The organism is Mucilaginibacter sp., from assembly GCF_041660805.1.
Taxonomy (GTDB): Bacteria; Bacteroidota; Bacteroidia; order Sphingobacteriales; family Sphingobacteriaceae; genus Mucilaginibacter.
In genome coordinates, this window is record NZ_JBAZVP010000019.1 from 22,816 (window position 1) to 43,915 (window position 21,100).

14 protein-coding genes are annotated in these 21,100 nt (G+C 41.7%); 6 read left to right on the forward strand and 8 right to left on the reverse strand.

Annotation, left to right across the window (positions count from 1 at the left end; genetic code table 11):
* Window positions 1–2: 2 nt before the first annotated feature.
* On the reverse strand, window positions 3–3,083 hold the full coding sequence (locus WC743_RS19460; RefSeq protein WP_373014685.1) for a SusC/RagA family TonB-linked outer membrane protein: 3,081 nt from the start codon (window positions 3,081–3,083) through the stop codon (window positions 3–5).
* A gap of 474 nt (window positions 3,084–3,557) precedes the next feature.
* Entirely contained in the window at window positions 3,558–4,673 is a 1,116-nt protein-coding gene (gene cfa / locus WC743_RS19465; protein WP_373014687.1) for a cyclopropane fatty acyl phospholipid synthase, read from the reverse strand.
* Between the two features lie 97 nt (window positions 4,674–4,770).
* Between cfa and WC743_RS19470 the strand changes: the two genes are divergently transcribed.
* A complete protein-coding gene (locus WC743_RS19470; protein WP_373014689.1) occupies window positions 4,771–5,100 on the forward strand; it encodes a hypothetical protein in 330 nt (109 codons plus the stop codon).
* A gap of 75 nt (window positions 5,101–5,175) precedes the next feature.
* Complete coding sequence (locus WC743_RS19475; protein WP_373014691.1) at window positions 5,176–5,397, forward strand: hypothetical protein; 222 nt, start codon at window positions 5,176–5,178, stop codon at window positions 5,395–5,397.
* 133 nt (window positions 5,398–5,530) lie between these two features.
* Here WC743_RS19475 and WC743_RS19480 read toward each other — a convergent pair whose 3' ends face one another.
* Window positions 5,531–6,229 carry a Crp/Fnr family transcriptional regulator gene (locus WC743_RS19480; RefSeq protein WP_373014693.1) on the reverse strand — a complete coding sequence of 233 codons (699 nt, stop codon included), beginning with the start codon at window positions 6,227–6,229 and terminating at the stop codon, window positions 5,531–5,533.
* A gap of 57 nt (window positions 6,230–6,286) precedes the next feature.
* On the reverse strand, window positions 6,287–6,736 hold the full coding sequence (locus WC743_RS19485) for a DoxX family protein (RefSeq protein ID WP_373014695.1): 450 nt from the start codon (window positions 6,734–6,736) through the stop codon (window positions 6,287–6,289).
* 243 nt (window positions 6,737–6,979) lie between these two features.
* On the opposite strand from WC743_RS19485, the gene WC743_RS19490 reads away from it, so the two are divergent.
* Window positions 6,980–8,842, forward strand: a complete 1,863-nt coding sequence (locus WC743_RS19490; protein WP_373014697.1) for a chloride channel protein — start codon at window positions 6,980–6,982, stop codon at window positions 8,840–8,842.
* 105 nt (window positions 8,843–8,947) lie between these two features.
* Here WC743_RS19490 and WC743_RS19495 read toward each other — a convergent pair whose 3' ends face one another.
* The 4 genes from WC743_RS19495 to WC743_RS19510 all read right to left on the reverse strand — a co-directional run bounded on the left by WC743_RS19495 (window position 8,948) and on the right by WC743_RS19510 (window position 16,183).
* Window positions 8,948–10,675, reverse strand: coding sequence for a RagB/SusD family nutrient uptake outer membrane protein (locus WC743_RS19495; RefSeq protein WP_373014699.1), 1,728 nt, complete (start codon window positions 10,673–10,675; stop codon window positions 8,948–8,950).
* Window positions 10,676–10,733: 58 nt separating this feature from the next.
* Complete coding sequence (locus WC743_RS19500) at window positions 10,734–14,135, reverse strand: TonB-dependent receptor (RefSeq protein ID WP_373014701.1); 3,402 nt, start codon at window positions 14,133–14,135, stop codon at window positions 10,734–10,736.
* Between the two features lie 260 nt (window positions 14,136–14,395).
* A complete protein-coding gene (locus WC743_RS19505) occupies window positions 14,396–15,487 on the reverse strand; it encodes a FecR family protein (RefSeq protein WP_373014703.1) in 1,092 nt (363 codons plus the stop codon).
* Between the two features lie 48 nt (window positions 15,488–15,535).
* Window positions 15,536–16,183: an RNA polymerase sigma-70 factor gene (locus WC743_RS19510; protein WP_373014705.1), complete on the reverse strand. Its 648-nt coding sequence runs from the start codon at window positions 16,181–16,183 to the stop codon at window positions 15,536–15,538.
* A gap of 221 nt (window positions 16,184–16,404) precedes the next feature.
* Between WC743_RS19510 and WC743_RS19515 the strand changes: the two genes are divergently transcribed.
* The 3 genes from WC743_RS19515 to WC743_RS19525 all read left to right on the forward strand — a co-directional run bounded on the left by WC743_RS19515 (window position 16,405) and on the right by WC743_RS19525 (window position 20,934).
* Complete coding sequence (locus WC743_RS19515) at window positions 16,405–16,482, forward strand: hypothetical protein (protein ID WP_373014799.1); 78 nt, start codon at window positions 16,405–16,407, stop codon at window positions 16,480–16,482.
* 67 nt (window positions 16,483–16,549) lie between these two features.
* Window positions 16,550–18,847, forward strand: a complete 2,298-nt coding sequence (locus WC743_RS19520; protein ID WP_373014706.1) for a family 20 glycosylhydrolase — start codon at window positions 16,550–16,552, stop codon at window positions 18,845–18,847.
* Between the two features lie 5 nt (window positions 18,848–18,852).
* Window positions 18,853–20,934 (forward strand): alpha-L-fucosidase, encoded by a 2,082-nt coding sequence (locus tag WC743_RS19525; RefSeq protein ID WP_373014708.1) that lies wholly within the window; start codon window positions 18,853–18,855, stop codon window positions 20,932–20,934.
* The last annotated feature ends 166 nt before the right edge of the window (window positions 20,935–21,100 follow it).

Consider the following 21,100-nt stretch of genomic DNA (forward strand, 5'->3'; position numbering starts at 1 on the left):
AATTAAAAAGTTACGTTAGCGCCTATCTGAAATGTTTTTGGCTGCGGAACCGTTGCCCAGTCATACCCGGCAGTATTTTGATTGCTGCTTTGAGAGCTAACCTCCGGGTCGAGGCCGTTATACCTGGTAAAGGTGAGCAGGTTGGTTCCCTGGGCATATATCCTTAGCTTGCTAAGCCCGATCTTTTGCACCACGCTTTGCGGCAGGTTGTAGCCAAACGTTAAGGTCTTTAATCTGATAAATGATCCGTCTTCCAGGTAACGGGAACTTAAATTGGCCACATTGCCACCGTAATTATTTGCCGGTCCGCCATTTTGCGTTGGGTTGGCGCTATAGGTTGTTAAACGCGGGATATCCGTAACATCTCCGGGCTTTTGCCAGCGATCAAGCTGGCGGGGCAGGAAACCAATGTTTGCCTGATTGCCGCCATGAACCATAAAAAAGTCGTTCATGTTCATGATCTTATTACCCTGTTGAAAGTAAAAAAAGAAGTTCAGGTCAAAGTTTTTATAGGTAATGTTGTTTGTGAAGCCACCTGTATACTTTGGTAAGGCGTTTCCTACTATCTGCCTGTCGGCCGAGGTGATCTGGCCATCCTTGTTTACATCTTCATAAACGGCGTTTCCGGTTTGGGGGTCAACGTAAAGCTGCTTATATAACTGAAAAGAGTTAACCGGATAGCCCTGCCTCAGGATAGAGATATTTCGGCCGGATGCTCCTAAACTGATATCTGACGCCAGTTTTTCTATCCGGTTATTATTGTAAGAAATATTGAAGTTGGTGACCCATGTAAAGTCTTTGGTTTTTATATTAGTTGAGTTGATAGCCAGCTCCACACCCTTATTGCGTACCGAGCCATAGTTTTGCAGGTACGAAGCAAACCCGGAGCGATAGGGTACCGGCACATTAAGCAGCAGATCATACGTGTACTTGTTGTAATAATCTACAACAATGTTTAACCTGTTTTTCAGGAAGCCAAATTCAGCTCCAAAATCTATCTGCCGGGTGGTTTCCCAGGTAAGGTCGGGGTTGGCTAATTGCGAAGGTGACGTTCCGGGCAGTTCCAGGTAGTTGGCACCCGAGGCCCATAAGCCCTGCGCCGCGTAAGAACCAATACCATTTTGGTTACCTGACAGGCCTATGCTGGCGCGGAATTTTAATTCGTCGAAAATGTTCAGGTTTTTTATGAAATCTTCCTGCCCTGCGCGCCAGGCTACACCGCCCGAAGGGAAGTAGCCCCATTGTTTATTTACGCCAAATTTAGATGAACCATCTGCCCGGATACTTCCGTCAATAGTATACTTATCATCATAGGTATAACTTACCTTACTAAAAAAGGACAATAGCTTTGACTCGGCCCGTGAAGATGACCCGGAGCGGGTTGCAGCCACCGCAACTGATTTTAAGCTATTGGCAGCAAAACCTGTCCCGGTAGCTGTTGTATTTTGGCTTAGTACAGTATTAATGGTATTACCTATTAAGGCATTTAAATTATGTTTGTTATTATGGCCAAAGGTTTTAATGTAATTCAATACCTGTTCATTAGTGAGCACCAGGTTCTTATTCTCATAAGAGGCAGCAGAACCGTTAGAAGCTATCCCGGCGCTTATCAGCGTATTTGAATAGTTGTTTTCATACTCACTGCCGTTATCTATGCTCCAGCTGCTTCTTAGTTTTAGCCCCGGAATGATGGAATATTCGCCAAACAGGTTGCCAATGGTACGCCAGCCTACCGCATCATTATCCAAATTATTGATTAAAGCCAAATGGTTATCAAAACTGCCATAACGCGCGTAGGTGCCATCAGCATTAAATATAGGCAGGTAAGAACGTGGGAACAGCGCGGAATTAATAACGCCTTGCGGATTATTGTCACTACCGCTTAAGTTCCGTTTTGAACGGCTGAGGTTTATACTGGTACCAACCTTCAGTTTATTGGTTAAATAGCTGTCATAATTGATCCTTGCAGTATAGCGGGTGTAACCTGAGGGTTTAACTACCGACTCCTGATTGAGGTAACCCAAACCAATATAATAGGTGCTTTTATCTGTACCACCCTGTGTAGACAGTTCATAATCTTGCGTGCGTGCAGTACGGAATAAGCCGCCGATGCGGTCATAAGTAGGCTGACTGGCAGGGTCTGGAAATGGCAGTATAACACCCGACGCCGGTTGCCCATTATCTACTGCCGTGTTAACGCGCGATTCGTTGGTCAGTAACGCGGTTTCGGGCCCTGTTGCAACCTTGTACTTGTTTATAGCGGTAGACCAGCCCTGATATGTACTTAAGTTTATACGGGCATTAGTATTACGCTTGCCTCTTTTTGTAGTAACAATGACTACGCCATTTGCACCCAATGAACCGTATATGGCCGTAGAATTCGCATCTTTTAAGATCTGGATGCTTTCTATATCATTTGGGTTAAGGTCTGCAAGCGGGTTGGAGCCTTGTTGGTTCCCCAGCCCGGTTTGGATAGGGTCGGCATTGCTTACAAATACCCCGTCAATAATGTACAACGGATCAACCGAGGCATTAATAGAGTTGTTTCCCCTCACCCTGAATGTAATGCCGCCACCAGGTACGCCGGAACTGGCCAGCACCTGTACACCGGTTGCTTTACCCTGTAAAAGCTGGTTAAAGCCGGCAGCCGGCTGGTCTTTGATCGCATCGCCGCTTACACTGCTGATAGAGCCCGCCACATATTTGCGCTCCTGTGTGGTATAGCCCGTAATTACCACGTCATTCAGTTGGTTTATATTTTCCTTTAGCAGTACCTCAACCGGGCTTCCGTTTACAGCCACCTCTTGCTGCACGTATCCAATATAGCTAACAACAAGTGTGTAAGGAAAGCTTTGGCCGGTAACAAAACTGAATTTTCCATCAACATCTGCAGAAACCGCGTGGGTGGTCCCTTTTATTTTTATTATAGCACCCGGTAATGGCTGCTTACTTGTGGCATCTAAAACAACGCCTGTTAATTTAGATTTTATAGTAGCCTGGCTACCTGATTGTTGTGCATAGGCTACCTGTATCAGCAAAACACAGATGAGCGAATACACAGTTCTTTTGTAGAACTGTTTCATTACTTGATTTTTTTAAATTGAAAATGATGCCGCCCCTGCTGTAAAAGACAGCAAGCTAAAAGCGGCGAATAAATGAGATCAGAGGGTTACTGCTATCAGGTTTGATAGAACAGATTTAACAACAGCTACACATACAGCAAGGTGCGGGAGCAGCCGATAAACTGTTAGTGGATAGGAAAGATTGAGCAAACGCGGATCTGGTTTGCCTGCTTAAAGGAATGTTGCTTTGTAATAGTGTGTTCATGTTATTATTAATACTATTAAATCTATCTATTTAGTAGACATTACAAATGTAAAGAGATTTATTTTATTTGCAAGTATCTCTTAAAATATTGTTTTCAATTTAAATTATTCCGGATCTCTGTGATATTGCGAACAGAGGGAAAGGTAGATATTATTGCAATTTAATAGGCAGATATCTGTTAAATTGCTGATGATGAGTATGTTGTTTATGGAAGGCTATCAGAATTTTATTTAACGGATGGATTGATACCCGTTTAGCCGTTCGCGTTTGGTTAAGACAATTTGCCAGAGCTGGTTCTTTCTAACCCGGAAGGAGGCGGCGCACATATTCAAATAATAGGTCCACATCCGGTAAAAGGCATCATCATACCTGTTGCTTAATGCCGGCCAGCTGCGCTTAAAAGTATTAAGCCATTCCATACAGGTACGATCATAATATAAACCGAAGTTATGCCAGTCTTCCAGTATGAAAAGGCCATTGAACGCTTTTACAATTTGTTCTGCAGAGGGCAGCATACTATTAGGAAATATATATTTATCAATCCAGGGATCAGTATTTTTCACTGATTGGTTCCCGCCAATTGTATGCAGTAAAAAAATACCATCGGCTGCCATGTTTTCAAATGCCGCTTTCATAAATATGCCGTAATTTTTGTAGCCTACATGCTCAAACATGCCTACAGAAACTATCCGGTCAAACTTTTCATGCAGGTCGCGGTAATCCTGCAGCCTGATCTCGACGGGCAGCCCCGCGGTTGTTTGGCGGGCAATAATGGCTTGCTGTTCAGAAAGTGTTATACCAACTACCGATACCTGATATTTTTCTGCGGCATATTGCGCAAGCCCGCCCCAACCGCAGCCAATATCCAGCAGGCGCATACCTTTTTCCAGTTGGAGCTTACGGCAGATGAGGTCCAGTTTATGTTCTTGCGCCTCATCCAGGTTTTTGGCGTTCGCCCAGTAAGCACAGGAATACATCATCCGTTTATCAAGCATATGCCCGTAAAACTCATTACCAATATCATAATGCCGAAGCGCCACGGTTTTTGATCTTGAGCGGGTTTGCTGATTAAACAGCCGGGCTTTTAAAACCTGAAAAAAGGCATTCAAATTAAATGGCAGCCGCTTATCCAGCTGCTTTCCCAAAACTTTAAAAAAAAATTCATCAAGGGCGCGGCAGTCCCACCAGCCATCTACAAAGGCTTCACCTAATCCTAAAGATCCCCCGCCAAGAATACGGTTGTATGATCTTTCATCATGTATTTGCATATCCCAGGGATCGGGACCATTGATCTTAACCCCGGTATCTTGCAGCAGGTGCTCAATAATCTGTTGAGGCGAACTCATACGAGTACAATGATCTAAATTGTTTAGTTTTTTAACGGCTGATTAAATATACAAAAGGTGCTGAAATATCTATAAATAATAGACGTTTTAATAACACATGAAATATGTAGCTGTTTTACTCTTATTAAATATGTTACTGTTATGCTCGGTTTTGAGTGTAACAAACATCCATCATGAGACAGCTGCCTGCTGTATAAAAAATACGCATAAAAATAACCCCGAACAGCCAAAGCACAGCGCTGATAATAATTGCGCGAAAGGTACTTGTACTGCTATGCTGTTTTGTGGAACATGTGGGTTTATCATAACTCCACCTGTTTACGTTTCACCGGCAATTATTGATCTGGATAATCAAGTAGCCCCTCATTTTATTGCAGGTGAGCTATCAGATTATCAGGATAATGATTGGAACCCTCCAAAAGCTTGATAATTAAACCCATTTAACGGTCAGTATTTTTTGACCTTATCAAATCATTTAATTATTAATCTTTAATTCAAGATCATGAAAAAATTTCTTTTCATCACCATGGTGATGCTGTTATCTGTTATATCTACTATTTATGCCAATACACCTTGTTGTAATCAAAAAATAACCTGCTCTAAATGTGCGCAGGGGTGCGGCAAACCAAACTGCCTGGACTATTGCAGTAAAACCTGTAAAGCTTCAGGTGAATGTAAAACTAAGTGTAAAGCCAACCCCGGTCATAGCGCCATAATGAAATGACGGGTATTTTGTTTTTGATAGTTTTTTAATAAGAAGGCCATTTTCGCAAGAAAATGGCCTTCTTGATATCTGTGGTGGCTACCGGGAACAAACCCACGCCACAGCAGAAGAGGCGGTAATAATTTCTGACAAGTTATTTAAAATTCGCATTGCGAATCACTTCCGTTAAAATTTCCTCATTGATAATCCTGACGCTTTTGCCATTAACCTCTATCCAGTTATTTTGGATAAAATCATTAGTTACCTTAAATAGGGTTTCATAAGAAACAGCGGCGAAAGAAGATAAGTCTTGCCGGGTTAGCTCAATATTTAACCAGCCGCCTTCAGTTGCGCCAAACTGCTTTTTTAAAGTAAGTAAGGCCAATGCAATTCGTTCTTTTACCGGCATGTGAACCAGATTGCGCATTCTTTTTTCTGATTCCTGAAGTTCATTTGCAAAGAATTTCATCAGCGAGTAGGTAAGGTTGGCATTTACATTCAATGAAGATTCAAAAAAAGGCAGGTCGATATAGCAAACTACAGTTGGCTCGATTGCAGTGGTCGATACCGGATAAACCGGTTCATTGCCTAAACCGAGGTGACCGAGAATATCTCCGGATTGCGCAAACCGAATAATGATCTCTTTATCGTCGTCCCATCGTTTATGCACTTTTACCTTACCCGAAAAAATAAAATACATGCCGGTAACAGAATCGCCCTCGCTAAAAATCCGCTGCCCCTTGTTAATGGTAAAATTCTTTTTATGTGCGGCAATAGCTGGGTTCCAGTCTTTTGTGCAGTGTGTACAAAGGTAGCAGGTAGTTATATCACACCCGTTTCTTGTTTCTTTCATTAATACGAAGTTGCAAAAATAAATATAAGACAAGCACACCGGTTAGCTTGCCAGGTTTTATTTTGATTTATCAAAGTAATTAGATTTATCGAAGTAATTATCAAGCGATAACGGCCCCGAGCCAAGCAAAATAAAAACCACCAATAATAGCCCGCTTAAAACAGAAAGCCAAAGCTCTGTATTAAGGGGCGATTTAAAAATATTTATCATAAATATAGCGGCTATAATAATAGGCAGCTGTATTAACGCAGCTGCTCTTGTTAAGATACCGAGCATTATCAGGGTCCCGCCGGTCATGTGGAAGAAGATCACATAAAACATGATAAAAGAAATGACCCCTGGTGACAGGTTTGCAAATTCCTGCGTTGATAATATCCACTTTAAATAGGCCATGTTTCGTAAAAAAGCATAACCTTTCAAAAGCAGGAACAGCCCGAGTGCTATCCTCACAAAATCAATGGCAAGAGGATGATGCCGGTTACCCCAAGTCTGAAGTTTACTAATCATTTCCATACCTGCCCTTTCTATTTGAAATTGTTATGGTGTAGAATCACTCAAAATTGTTCGGTTACGGAAGTCAGTTGCATTTACAGGATCGGGGTTTCTGAATGTTGCACCACTCTGTTATCATCCAAAAATTATGCCTAAGCCCTGAGTTATCCGCTTGTTACCTACTTAATATTGTTTATGCAATAAAATACTCTTATTTTTGTATGTAAATTTAAAAATAAATATTGTATAAACAATAAAATGATTAATAGTAAACATTCTGAGAGTATCCCTATCTCGCCCATTTTAAAATCTTTGGAAGAAGACGTTCAGTACGTGCACTTCAAGAAAAGCCGTTTAATTAAAATTTCCATTTATGCGATATTAGTAGCTATCGCGATAAGCTTTATTGCCAAATTTCTGGTGATGTTGATCAACGTTGTAACCAATATATCTTTTTACGGATCATTTGATTTAAACTTTCATAGTCCGGCTGGCAATCACTTAGGTATGTGGGTAATTATTGTACCTGCTATTGGCGGTATTTTAGTAGGCTTAATGGCGTTATATGGTTCCAAAGCGATCAGGGGCCACGGTATACCCGAAGCAATGGAACAAATTTTAGTTAACCAAAGCAAAATTAAGCCGTCCATTACTTTTTTAAAGCCCATATCGTCGGCTATTGCAATAGGTACCGGTGGGCCTTTTGGCGCGGAAGGACCGATCATTGCTACCGGCGGTGCGCTTGGTTCTACATTTGGTCAATTGTTAAGGATCACTTCAAGCGAACGTAAAGTTATATTGGCGGCCGGCGCTACAGCGGGTATGTCGGCTATATTCGGTACACCTATCGCAGCTGTTTTTCTGGCTATTGAACTGCTGCTATTTGAATTTTCGCCTAAGGCTATCCTGCCTGTAGCGCTGGCTTGCATTACAGGCGCCGCAGGTCATCATTTACTTTTTGAAGCGGGGCCGGTGTTCCCGATGCAAAACCTGGAAACGCCATCTAACGTGGCTTTAGCAGTATACAGTTTTATAGGGATACTCATCGGCCTTCTTTCTTTGATTTTGACAAAGGCCGTATATCTAATTGAAGACTGGTTTGAAAAAATACCAATTCATTGGATGTGGTGGCCCGCATTAGGTGGTTTGGCAGTAGGTTTAATAGGATACTTTTATCCGCATACTTTGGGGGTTGGGTACGATAATATTACCAGTTTGCTTTCCGGCCAGGTGCCTTTGGCCTTAGTTTGCAGTTTATTTTTATTTAAGTTCCTCTCGTGGGCCATCGCTTTAGGCAGTGGCACATCAGGAGGTACGCTTGCCCCTTTGTTAACCATTGGCGGCGCCGCGGGTGCAATTATCAGTACCATTTTATTAAACCTGTTCCCTGATATTGGTATCAGTATACCTATGGGGGCATTGATCGGTATGTCGGCTATGTTTGCCGGTGCATCAAGGGCCTATTTAACAAGTATAACCTTCGCGTTGGAAGCCACCATGCAATCACATGCCTTGTTGCCCTTATTAGGGGCTTGTACCGCATCCTACATCGTTTCTTTTTTCCTGATGGAAAATACCATCATGACCGAAAAGATAGCACGGCGGGGAGTTGTTACCCCGGATTCTTATGAGCCTGATGTGCTTCAAAAAATTAATGTATCACAAGTGATGAGTAAAAAGAACATTAAAGTAAATGCCGGCCTGAGCATACAGGGGATAAAGGAATGGTTATCAGCCAACCCGGTTAAAGAAAGTTATCTTATGGTTGTTAATGACCGGTCAGAACTTCGGGGCACTTTAAAACTCTCAGATATATACTCAGGTGATTACGACAGTAATTTGAATGTTGAAAGCATATCGAATAAAAATAATGATACCATAAAAGCAACTGACAACCTGCGAAGCGCGGTTGAATTAATGGCACATCAGGATGTGGAAGTATTACCGGTATTATCTGATAAAAAAGTAGTGGGCATATTAAGCTACCGTGACATAATATCGAGTTACAAACAGCACTTTGACGATAATGAAACGGCTACCAAACATATATCTTTAAAACGGCAGCGGATGAAAATGGTATTAAAAGGAAAAACGATGTTTAAAAAAGGTGATGTAAAATAGTTAAGCAAAATTAAATTCGCGTACGGGATACAGCCTCGATTAAACGTGATTTTATAATAAATGCCACCCAAAAGGGTGGCATTTATTATTTTGGATTGAGCTTTTTTACCAGCCCGGATTTTGTTTAATGTTAGAGTTTAATGTTAATTCCTGGGTAGGAATAGGATAAAGATAAAGCCTATCAGTCCAGGTACGGGCTATTATATTAGGGTAAACGCGAATATAATTGTTAGCATCTACAATAATATTACTTACCTGTGAAGCAGGATATTGTGCTTTTAAGGCCGGCGTTAGTTTCATTCCTAAAATGGTTTCCGGGTTATTGATCAGGTTACCGGCATGCCACCTTTTGAGGTCGTCCAGGCGGAAACCTTCTGATCCTAACTCTATCCTTCTTTCTCTTCTAATTTCGTCAAGCAAAACCGGTAAAGCAGGGAAATCAGATTTAGGATCTTTTACCAGCGCTGCAATTACCATATGGGGCATCCCTACACGGTCACGCAATTTATTAATGGTGTTATCTAAAACAGTTTGTGTGCACTGCCCAAATTCTGCCTTTGCCTCAGCCTCTATTAATAAGGTTTCTGCATATCTGAAAATAAAAAAATCATAAGTAGACTGGCCGGCGTTCCATGCCGCGAGGCTACTGGAGCGGCCTTTTATACACTGATAACCTGTAGAGGTATTTGTGGTGCCGATTCTTGGTAAGGTAATTATATCTCCGTTTAGCAGGTCAAACCCTCTTGTAGCAATTTGCTGCGAGTAGCGCGGATCGCGGTTCGTTACCTCATCATCAGGAGTGTTATCGCCTTTGTATAGAGGGCTTAAAGAGTAAGGAAGTCCATCGGTACAAAGGAATGACCTTACAAAGTTTTTGCTGTAACCGTCACCGTTTTGCCCCAGTTGCCTGGTAATATCATTGGTTAGGATGGATGCCAGGTACCGCATAGGAAGTATAGCTTCGGGGTTGCTTTGCAGTTCTTCCTGTATAAAAAGGTTGTAATAATCAGACTGTGGCTTCCCTGTTGTATAAATGCTGAACGCACCTGAATTAATAATTTCTTCGGCGGCTTCAACAGCTGCATTTAAGTAAGGGGCCGGGTCGCCTGCATTGGCGTTATATTTTCTGTAAGTACCTTCCCAAAGGCATATTCTCGCTTTAAGCGCAAGAGCGGCGTATTTAGTAATACGGCCTGATTGAGCAGGGGTTACCGGGATGCTTTTAACAGCAAAATTAAGGTCTTTAAGTACAGAATCCATCACTTGCTGATGCGGGACACGGGGACCGTATAATACAGTTTTTGTTGTATCGGTAATGTAAGTGTTAATGTAAGGGACATCGCCAAATGCCTTTACTTTTTTCCAATAGTCATTTGCCCGGAAGAAAAGTGTTTCGCCAACATAAATGTTTTTTACGTCATCAGAAACGGCTGCTTTATTATAATTACTTAAAAAAAAGTTACAGCTCCTTATCAGGCTAAAGTTATAGTTTGTTCCGGTACCATTTATGGTTGCTGTACCCGCGCTATAAGCCCCGGTACCCGCAATATCCGTTGCACTTGCTGCAGGCGGTATGGTATATGTACCGGCTAATAAGGGGTTAATAGTTTGGTTTGCCTTGTCATCAGAATTATCATCCGCCCGCAAAAAAGTTTGGGCCGGAAGGTTGCTATAATACTGGTTGCAGTATAACTGCAGGTCGGTTTCATTCTTAAAAAACGTTTGCGGGCTAATATTGCTCAGCGGCAAGCGGTTAAGAAAACCCTCTTTTTTACATGATATGATGGTCAATACCAAGGCACTGACCAGGTATATGATATGTTTATTTTTCATTTTGTTAAGATTAACTTTTTAAATTAAAAGCATTCAGACTTAGTTGGTGGCCAATTACTTATAGGGTTGCCTGTACACCAAATGATATTGATTTGTTAAGCGGATAAGTATTAAAACCCACCACTTCCGGATCATAATTTTTGTTTAAAGGCGTAAACGTGAATAAGTTAGCGCCTGTAACATAAAACCTAAGCCTTTGAACTTTAATTTTACTGATCAGTAATTTCGGCAATGTATAACCAAGGGTGATCTGTTTAACACGCAGGTAAGCTGCATTAAGCATGTATTTATCCTGCGGCTGCTCATTACCACCTCCTGCGAACCTTACCCTCGGGAAAAACGCGTTTGGATTCTGTGGGGTCCAGTAATCGGTTGAAAGCTGGGAAGGAATACTGTACTCATCATCACGGAACGCATAAAACACATATTCATTCGGATAAAACCTGTGTTGCAGCACGCCCTGAAAGAACGTGGTAAAGTCAAAATTGCTGTAGCTTACATTCAGGTTAAGGCCAAACTTATAGTGCGGTGTAGAATTACCTATCAGTTTTTGGTCTCCCGGGTTTGCCGTTGTACCTGTACCATAATCAATTTTGCCATCACCGTTCAGGTCGGCATATTTGATATCACCTGCCAGCCATTTATAACCAGATAAGGCAGAATTGTCAACCGCAGCAGCTTCGGCATCGGTTTTATAGTAACCTGTATTCACAAAACCATACTGGTCACCAAGTTGCTGGCCCACACGGTAATCATTCAATGCATTTGTTGGGTTCCCTCCATAACGGGTTACGCGGGTATTTGAGTTATTAGCCAGGCTTAGGGTAGCGCTGTAAAACAATTTATTATCAGGCGATTGGTTCTTATAATTTAAACTAAGTTCCCAGCCCCTTGATTGAAGATCTGCCGAGTTGCTTGGCGGGGTAGCCGCACCTAAAACAGCAGGTAATTGCGAGCTGTTAACTAATATATCTTTGTTGTTTATTATAAAATAATCAAAGCTTCCGCTTATTTTATCATTAAATAAAGAGAAATCTACACCTAAATTTTTGGTTTGTACTTTTGACCATGTAAAGGTTGGGCTTATCAGTAGCGGCGTGCCTACGGTTATACCCGGCTGGCCGTTTATCAGATAATTTACCGTACCTGTTGCCTGTGTGGCAATGTAAGGATATTGCGATACCGATGATGGCAGCCCCGGCGGGGTTAGCTGATCTGGCAGCTGGCCGTAAGAAGCCCTAACCTTTAATTGATTGATAGTGCCCTTCACATTTGTCATGAATGACTCTTCGGCAATGTTCCAGCCTGCTGATACCGAAGGGGAGAATGAATACCTGTTGTTGGGCTCGAAACGTGAGGTACCGTCATAGCGGGCATTCACCTCAAGTAAATACCGGTTATCATAAATATAATTTAACCGGGTAAACGTACCTATCAGGGCCGATTCTGTTTCTACACCACCAACCGTTGGCTTGCTATCACTGTTTGAACCAATGGCCGGCAAGTTAGGGTCGATCAGATTTTTTGCGAGCGCGTTACTCAATGTATAATGCTGATATTCTTGATTAATACCTACTAATGCCTTAAAATAATGTTTTTTGGCAAATGTGTTCTCATAGGTACCAAATGTGTTTAAAGCTTTGTAAGTATTGTTTGCCCTGTTTTCAGAAACCTGAGAAGGGTTAGTCCATGGGAAAAGGCCTAACAGCGTTCCATCCACACCATACTCATTAAACGGTATCAGGTTTGCCTTGGTAAACTGTGTAAACTTATTCCATGTATAATCAGCTGTCAGTGTTAAATGGTCAACAGGTTTAATAATTATCCTGCCGGTTGTCCAAAAATCATTTTGGTCATCTTTATCCCTGCCCGAAAGATCATTTACAGCAACCGGGTTTGTATAGTTACCCTGCCCGGCGTAATGGCCATCCGGGTTAAAAACCGGCATTACAGGCGGCAGGTTAGATTCCAGCCAGGCCCCGCCCTGGTTAATACGTGTTCTTGCGGGCTGGTCATTGTCAATATGGGTCATTGACATGTTCAGGTTTAAAGTTAACCATTTAGTGATATCCGAGTTTATTTTTAACGCGGGTGTATAACGTTCAAAAACCTGGTTGGCTGTTTTTTCTAAACCATTTTGCCTGTAATAACCCATACTCGCGGTGTATGTGGTGTTATCAGAACCACCCGATAAGGATAGGTTATGTTGCTGCTGAGGCGCCCAGCCGGGATAAAGAACTTTCATCCAATCGGTATTGCCAACATAGCGGTATTTTTTTGGGTTCCCGGGATCAGGGTAACCTGTTGGGTTATTAGCGGGATCGTTCCTGTAGGCCGCTGCCATTAGTGAATCTTTTTCGGTAAAAGGGCTGGTTGTATAACCGCCACTTGCTAATCCAGACCGGTTGGCATAATTAAACATCTTTATATAATCGTCTGAATTTACCTGATCTACCAGCTGCGTTGGGCGCGAAGTGGTATAAGAACCGGAATAAGTAAGCCGTGGCGGCCCTTTTTTGCCGGTTTTGGTAGTGATAAGGATTACTCCGTTAGCTGCCCTGCTACCATATATTGCTGCCGAAGAGGCATCTTTCAATACGGTTACGCTCGCTACATCATTCGGGTCAATCAGGTTTGGATCGCGTGCCACACCATCAACCAACACCAGCGGCGATGTAATGGTAGGCGTAGTAGAACCTGGTGCTAAAGTTGTAATTCCGCGAACGTTAAAGGTAGACTTGGTGCCGGGCTGCCCGCTGTTCATGTTAACATCAAGGTTGGGTATTAGCCCCTGTAACCCATCGCCTAAGTTTACCAGCGGCCTGCTGTCTAATTTCTCACTTCCAACGGTAGCAATAGCACCTGTAAGGTTTACTTTTTTCTGTGTTCCGTAACCTACAACAACAACTTCGTTAAGGCTGGTTCCATTTATAGTAAGTGTAATTACCAAAGGCTTATCACTTGCTATTTCCTCCTTTGTTATATACCCTATATAACTTATCTCAAGCAAGCTGTTATCAGGTGCTTCAAGTGTGAAATTGCCGTTTACATCTGTTTGTGTCCCGGTGGTGGTGCCTTTTATTTTAACAGTTGCACCAATAAGCGGCTCGCCTTTAATATCCACAACCCGGCCGGTAACCTTAAGTACATTAACCGTTTTACCAACCGGAACAATAACTATCAGGTGGTTGGCTAATTCACTGAACGTAAAACCGGAATTGGATAAAATATTGTTTAGTACGTCTTTAACCTCCGTGTCTTTAACCTGTATATCTACTTTTTTACTGGATGGTATTTTCCTTTCGCTATAAACAAAGTGATAATTACTTTGCTGTTCCATAGCGGAAAAAACTTTTTTTATGTCGGCAGCACGCATGTCCAGCGTTACCTTTGTTTGGGAATAAACATTGGCGATAGCCTGGAAGCTAAGGAACAAAATTAATGTAATTGTCAATTTCATTATTACAAGGAACTTAAATAGCCAATACCTGGCCTTTACACTCTTCGAGTGGTTCAAAAAAATCATATCTTTAATTATTAAAGGTGAATAAGAACAGGTGCTTTCCGTACCAGGGATACCTGCCTTACTAATTCAATTAGATCATCTTTGGGGAACAGTTATATACTGTTCCCTTTTTTTTATTTTGTTATCTTCTTACCATAGGCAATTGGTTAATTAGTTTTTATGAGTTTGATTATTAGTTAGTTTATACATTGGTTTTAATAGATGTAAATGGTAGCGCCAACTATTTTATAGCGAAAATCTTCTGTCAGGCGTAATGCATCTAAAGCTTCCGAAACGGTTTCCTTTTCAAAGGATGCTGTAAATCGCAGTTGTTTTAATTGTTCTTTTTTAAATTGAATGTTATAGCCATACCACCGTTCCATCTGCGTAGCAAGCTCAGTGAAAAGCTTGTTTTTAAACACCAGTTTATTCTCCACCCATGAGGTTTCTATAGAAGAGGTGTCCTTTTTATTATAAAAGGTTAACGACGTTAGCGTAAACTGGGTGGCATTTATATTGTGCAGTTTATCTTTAGGTAGGTTTATTTTTGATACTGTGCCTGATAAGGGGTTAAAAGAAGTGTTATTGATAACCAGTTTTTCATTAGGTTTTAGTATGATCCTGTCTGCAGGCCGGTCTGCCATTGTTACCTCTACAGATCCGCGGATCAACGTTGTTTCGCTTATTGCATCTTCAGGGTAGGCTTTAACATCAAAGGCGGTTCCAAGTACCTTTACATTCATATTGGCGGTATGGATTATGAAAGGGTGCCGGTGATCTTTGTGAACATCAAAATAAGCTTCGCCCGTTAAAAACACTTCGCGGACCTTGCCATTAAAGGCAGTAGGGAATTTGATCTGGCTTTTCGAGTTTAAAAATACTTTGGTCCCGTCACTAAGTGTAATAGCTAATTTAACGCCTTTAGGGGTTCGTTTTTGTTGCCAGACAATAGCAGTATCAGGTGCCGGAACAAAAAATGTTTTAGCCAATGAAGCACAAACAAGCAGTATAAGGCCTGCTGCAATCTGCCTCCAGTACATAAAAAATGTGTTTTTAGCAGGGCGATCTTCGGAAGGAAGCTGATCTGCAGCTTCCAGCTTGTTTATCCGGTCTTTGATCTTTTGAAACGCTAAAGTGTCATCGGCGATAGTTACGTTATCTTTTTTCCAGTAAGCTTTGTAAGAGTTATAAATTTTTGTGTACGATTCATCCTGAATTAAAAAACGTTTTAATTCAGCAAGTTCAGCAGGACTGATCTCCCCGCTCAGGTCTTTTGTAATAAGTTCTAAAAATCTTTCGCTGACCATTATAATGGTAATTGGTTATTGTTATGACAGCGAAAAAGAGCGTATTGCTTACAAGCCCGAAAAAAATATTTGCAAGGCCCAGATAATAATTATCGCAGATAGGATATTTCTTTGGTTGAAGCCGTTCTGCAGGTCGGGGTTTTGATAATCTAAAAGGACAACTCCAAGCTTTTTGACCGCACGGAACAATTGAGTTTGAACGGTGCGTGGCGAAATATTCAGGATCTCGGCCACCTCTTTATATTTCATTTCATCCTCCTTAATAAGGCGGAAAACAATACGGCATTGCCTGGGCAAACTATCAATGGCCTGATCCATTTTAAAGTACAATTCTTTATTCTCCAGCTCCTTCTGAGGGTCGTTTACATTGATCAATTGAACGTTATCAGTATGGTCGAGTTCTACTAAATGTATGCTTGAGAATTTTTTTACGTAGTTAAGGGAAAGGTTCTTTACCGCGACAAATAGATAACTTGAAGGGTTTTGTACCTCTGCAAGTGACGCGCGATTGATCCAGCATTTAACAAAGGCGTCTGATACTATCTCTTCGGCTATCTCCCGTTGATGGACATATAACACACAAAACCTGATCAGTTTATTGTTAAGCAGGTAAAAAAGCGCTTCAAAAGCTTTATCATCGCTGGTTGTACAAACGCGGTTCCAAAGATCATATATTTTATCTCTTTCCACTTTCATTCGCCTGTAACGCTTTTATTATAAGTTATATAATTATTCACAAACTTTAATTTAACAATAGTATAACATATAATCAAAAAAACAAATTGAAATTATTATCAACACTCAAATTATGTTATTCGCTGTGGTATACGGCATTAAGATTGGCAGGCATATAAATTTAAAAACCTTGTAAGCAATTTCATTATTTTTTGTGTCTTAGCGTATGAACGGGGAAACTATTGTTAAGCTTTGGTAAGGGATTTGTAATTTTGAACGGACACCATCCGGGTAAATACTGGCAAATGGGCCCTCAATAAACCCTTTACGGCACTAACAACAATTGACCATCCGATACTTGATCAGCAACAAAAACTATAAGAGCTAATGAAATACCGCTATACTACTGTTTTAATACTCCTTTTATCATTTGTTTTATGTGCGGATGTCAGTGCGCAATCCAACTCATCAAAGTTTTCTATTATTCCTTACCCTCAGCACCTGGAAGCAGGGAACGGTTCATTCAGGGTACTTGCAAACACAGCAATTATTATTCCTGCGAACGGGCGGTTTATTAATGAAGCAAAGCAATTAAACCAGCTTTTTATCAAAGGCTTTGGTAAACCACTAAAAATAGGGAAGGTTTATAAAAATAAAAGTATTCTGCTTAAGTACGATGGTGCTATGGTTTCACCAGAAGGCTATGGTTTAAAAATATCTCCTGAAGCCATAGTTTTAACAGCCAAAAGCCCTGCGGGCATGTTTCGCGCTGTTGAAACCATCAGGCAATTATTACCGGCAGCAATAGAATCAGGCACGCACTTTAGCCATATTGAACTTCCAGCTGTGACCATTACCGATCAGCCGGCTTATTCCTGGCGTGGCATGCACCTGGATGTATCCAGGCACTTTTTCTCTATTACCTATATCAAAAAATTTATAGATGTACTTGCGCTTTATAAAATGAACAAACTGCATCTTCATTTAACAGATGACCAGGGGTGGCGCATAGAAATTAAGAAGTATCCGAAACTAACGGAACAGGGCGCCTGGCGTAAATTCAACAACCAGGATTCTGCCTGTATGAAGCAGGCTAAAGATAACCCCGATATGGCAATTGACCCGGCACATATCATCAAAAAGGATGGGGCTACCTTATACGGCGGGTTTTATACACAGGCGCAGTTGAAAGATCTTGTTCGGTATGCTGCAAACAGGCATATTGATATTATTCCGGAAATTGATATGCCGGGCCATATGATGGCCGCCATAAATGCCTATCCGTTCTTAACCTGTAATGATGAAAGCAGTTGGGGTGAATTATTTACCAAGCCCATATGCCCCTGCGAAGAAAGTACCTTTGAATTTGCAGAGAATATATTCAGCGAAGTAATGGATATTTTCCCTTCTAAATACATTCATATAGGTGGCGATGAAGTAGACCGTTCTGATTGGGGAAAGTCTGCAGCTTGTAAAGCATTAATGGAAAAAGAGGGAATTAAAGATTTAGCCGGCCTGCAAAGTTATTTTATTAACAGGATGGAAAAGTTCTTCAATTCCAAAGGAAGACAATTAATAGGGTGGGATGAGATACTTGAAGGCGGCATAAGCCCTACAGCTATGGTGATGTACTGGCGCTCGTGGGTACCCGCGGCACCTGTTAATGCGGCAAAAAATGGCAACCAGGTAATTATGGCACCGGGTAATCCTTTATATTTTGACGCCAGGTATGATAAAAATTCAGCATTCAATGTTTATCACTTCAATCCTATACCTAAAGGCTTAACTGAACAGGAAGCTAAAGCGATTGTAGGGGCACAGGCTGAGATATGGACAGAGTATATTCCGTCTGAAAACAGGGCCGACTATCAGTACATGCCCCGGATGACTGCTTTGGCAGAACGCTTGTGGACCAACGGGCAGGATAATTATGAAGACTATACCAAACGGTTAGAAGGCCAATATTCAAGGCTTGATGCTTTAAATATAAATTACCGCCTGCCAGATCTGGACGGGATTGTTGATGCCAGGATATTTGTAAAAGCAGACACCATAAAGATAAATAAACCTTTCCCGGATATGACGATCCGCTACACAACTGATGGTTCATTGCCCAATACCTCATCTGCCGTGCTTGCAAATTATGTGGTTAATAAACCGCAGGAAATTAAAGTTGCAGCTTTTACAAAAAATGGCCGGAGGGGAGATGTTTATACCATGGGTTATAAGCAGCAAAATTTTGCAGAGCCCGTATCTGCTGCAAGCAGTAATAAGGGCCTGGCTGTTGCTTATTATCCGGGATCATTTAAAGGAACAACAGGTATCCCCGAAGGTAAACCTCAGCAGGTATATCAGGTTGGTGGTATTATTGTGCCCGATGAAGTTAAGGCGCCTTCTTTTGGCCTGCGCTATAATGGTTTTATAAATGTACCCGTTAATGGCATTTACACTTTCTATTTTAATTGTGATGATGCCGGAGTATTAAAGATCAATGATCAGGTAACGGTAGATAATGATGGCATGCACTCGCCGGTAGAAAAAAGCGGACAGGCCGCATTAAAAAAGGGCCTGCATCCTTTCCAACTGAATTTTGTAGAAGGGGGCGGTGGTTATACATTAAAATTAACATATAGCTTAAATGGATCTGCCCCGGCGCCCATCCCTGGTGAATGGTTTTCAAACTAATTATTATGATAAAAGCAGCAAGTATCACAGCCTTTTTTTTGATGTTTACAACCATCATTTTAGGGCAAACCGCTCCTAAACCTTACGGAGTATTACCTACACCCAGGCAAGTAAAATGGCAGGAAACGGAGATGTATACCATTATCCATTTTAGCATGGCCACTTATGATGATAAAGAATGGGGGTATGGAGACGAACCTGTAAGCCAGTTTAACCCTGCCAAATTCAATGCCCTGCAAATTGTAGGCGCTGCCAAGGCGGGCGGTTTTAAAGGGATAGTAGTAGTTGCCAAACACCATGATGGTTTTTGCTTGTGGCCAACCAAAACCACACTTCACAACATAAGCCAAAGCCCCTATAAAAATGGGAAAGGCGATCTTATAAAAGAATATGAATTGGCGTGTAAACAGCTGGGCATGAAAATAGGGCTTTACTGTTCACCCTGGGACCGTAACAATGCCGGCTATGGTAAACCAGAATATGTGGAAACATACCGGAAACAATTAAAAGAGCTTTATACCAATTATGGCCCGCTGTTTATGTCATGGCATGACGGCGCTAACGGGGGCGACGGATTTTACGGAGGAGCAAAAGAACAGCGCAAGATTGACCGTACAACTTATTACGGATGGGATACAACCTGGGCTATTACCCGCGCCATGCAACCCGGTGCAGCCATATTTGGCGATGTTGGGCCAGACGTTAGATGGGTAGGAAATGAAGAAGGGCATGCCGGCGAAACCAGCTGGGAAACCTATTCGCCCGAAGCGCCAGAGGCAGGTAAAAAACCGGCTAATGGTTTTGTTAAGGATTGGCTGGGTACAAGCGGAACGCGTAACGGGAAGTATTGGATGCCCGCTGAATGTGATGTGCCGCTTAGGCCGGGCTGGTTTTACCATAGCTCTCAGGATGGTCAAAGCAAATCGGCTTATCAGCTGCTGGATCTTTATTATAAAAGCGTTGGGAGGGCTGCAAGCCTTGATCTGGGGCTTTCGCCAAATAAAGACGGGGTGCTTGCATCTGAAGATGTGGAGATATTGAAGCAATTTGGTAAAATTTTGAAGCAAACGTTTGAAAATGACCTGGCAAAGGGGGCAAGTTTTAAGGCAAGTAATATAAGAGGCGCAAATAGTATAAAATATGGTCCCGGCCGGTTATTTGATAAAGACCGTTACAGTTACTGGGCAACCGATGACAAAGTTACAAGCCCGCAATTGACAATAGATTTGCACAAACCAACAACCTTTAACGTGATCCGTTTAAGGGAGAATATTAAACTGGGGCAACGTATTGATAGTATTATTGTAGACACATGGAAGCAAGGCGGCTGGCAAAAAATAGCGCAGGCAAGCAGTATAGGAGCTAACCGGTTAATCCGTTTGCCACAAAATATTACGGCATCAAAATTAAGGCTCCGTATTTTTGCACCTGTATGTATCGCTTTAAGCGATTTTGGGTTGTTTAAAGAACCAGTACACCTGTCGCCGCCAATTATAAGCCGCGACCGCCAGGGCATGGTAAGTATTACAACAGAAGCCCCGGTAAGCAGTATATTTTATACTATTGACGGCGGTGAACCGGGTGCATCCTCAGTCGAATACAATAAGCCTTTCGCTCTCGCGGATGGAGGTGTTGTTAAAGCGGTGAGTTTTGAAAACAAACAGCTGCGCAGTGCAGGTACCACCGTTAATTTCGGCCCGTCAAAAGGGCAATGGAAAGTTTTAAACGAAAACTACTCTAAAGCTGTTGATGATAACTCCCGCAGCTTTGCCGAGTTACCAATCAAATTAAATGAAGGGCTCGTATTCAATACCCCTAAAAACTACACTGTTACGGGCTTCACCTATGAACCCGTTCAAAAACAGTCAAAGGGTATTGTTGATAGCTATGAATTTTATGTAAGCACTGATGGTACAACATGGAGTAAGGTTGCCGAAGGGGAGTTCTCAAATATCAAAGCTAATCCAATTCTGCAAACTGTTTTGTTTAAGAGCCCTGTTACTGCTAACTATTTTAAGTTTGTACCATTGCATACCTTAACAGAAGATAATGCAAGAATTGCTGAACTGGGTTTAATTATTAAATAAAGATGAACCTATAAGAGCATAAACAAACGTTGCTAATAGAACGGTATAAAAAACGCCTGCTTTCGTTAGAAAGCAGGCGTTTTTTGTGGTGGTATTCATAAAGGCCAACCGCTTGAGAAATGCCTTGACCAATACAATAAGGCTTTGAAGAATACTATGCGGTAAA

Excerpts from the sequence above, each read along its gene's own strand:
- cfa (WP_373014687.1), bottom strand. The coding sequence starts at position 4,673 with ATGAGTTCGCCTCAACAGATTATTGAGCACCTGCTGCAAGATACCGGG.
- WC743_RS19480 (WP_373014693.1), bottom strand. The coding sequence starts at position 6,229 with ATGAAAGAAACAAGAAACGGGTGTGATATAACTACCTGCTACCTTTGT.
- WC743_RS19490 (WP_373014697.1), top strand. The coding sequence starts at position 6,980 with ATGATTAATAGTAAACATTCTGAGAGTATCCCTATCTCGCCCATTTTA.
- WC743_RS19525 (WP_373014708.1), top strand. The coding sequence starts at position 18,853 with ATGATAAAAGCAGCAAGTATCACAGCCTTTTTTTTGATGTTTACAACC.
- WC743_RS19500 (WP_373014701.1), bottom strand. The coding sequence starts at position 14,135 with ATGAAATTGACAATTACATTAATTTTGTTCCTTAGCTTCCAGGCTATC.
- WC743_RS19475 (WP_373014691.1), top strand. The coding sequence starts at position 5,176 with ATGAAAAAATTTCTTTTCATCACCATGGTGATGCTGTTATCTGTTATA.
- WC743_RS19510 (WP_373014705.1), bottom strand. The coding sequence starts at position 16,183 with ATGAAAGTGGAAAGAGATAAAATATATGATCTTTGGAACCGCGTTTGT.
- WC743_RS19495 (WP_373014699.1), bottom strand. The coding sequence starts at position 10,675 with ATGAAAAATAAACATATCATATACCTGGTCAGTGCCTTGGTATTGACC.
- WC743_RS19485 (WP_373014695.1), bottom strand. The coding sequence starts at position 6,736 with ATGATTAGTAAACTTCAGACTTGGGGTAACCGGCATCATCCTCTTGCC.
- WC743_RS19520 (WP_373014706.1), top strand. The coding sequence starts at position 16,550 with ATGAAATACCGCTATACTACTGTTTTAATACTCCTTTTATCATTTGTT.
- WC743_RS19460 (WP_373014685.1), bottom strand. The coding sequence starts at position 3,083 with ATGAAACAGTTCTACAAAAGAACTGTGTATTCGCTCATCTGTGTTTTG.
- WC743_RS19505 (WP_373014703.1), bottom strand. The coding sequence starts at position 15,487 with ATGGTCAGCGAAAGATTTTTAGAACTTATTACAAAAGACCTGAGCGGG.
- WC743_RS19470 (WP_373014689.1), top strand. The coding sequence starts at position 4,771 with ATGAAATATGTAGCTGTTTTACTCTTATTAAATATGTTACTGTTATGC.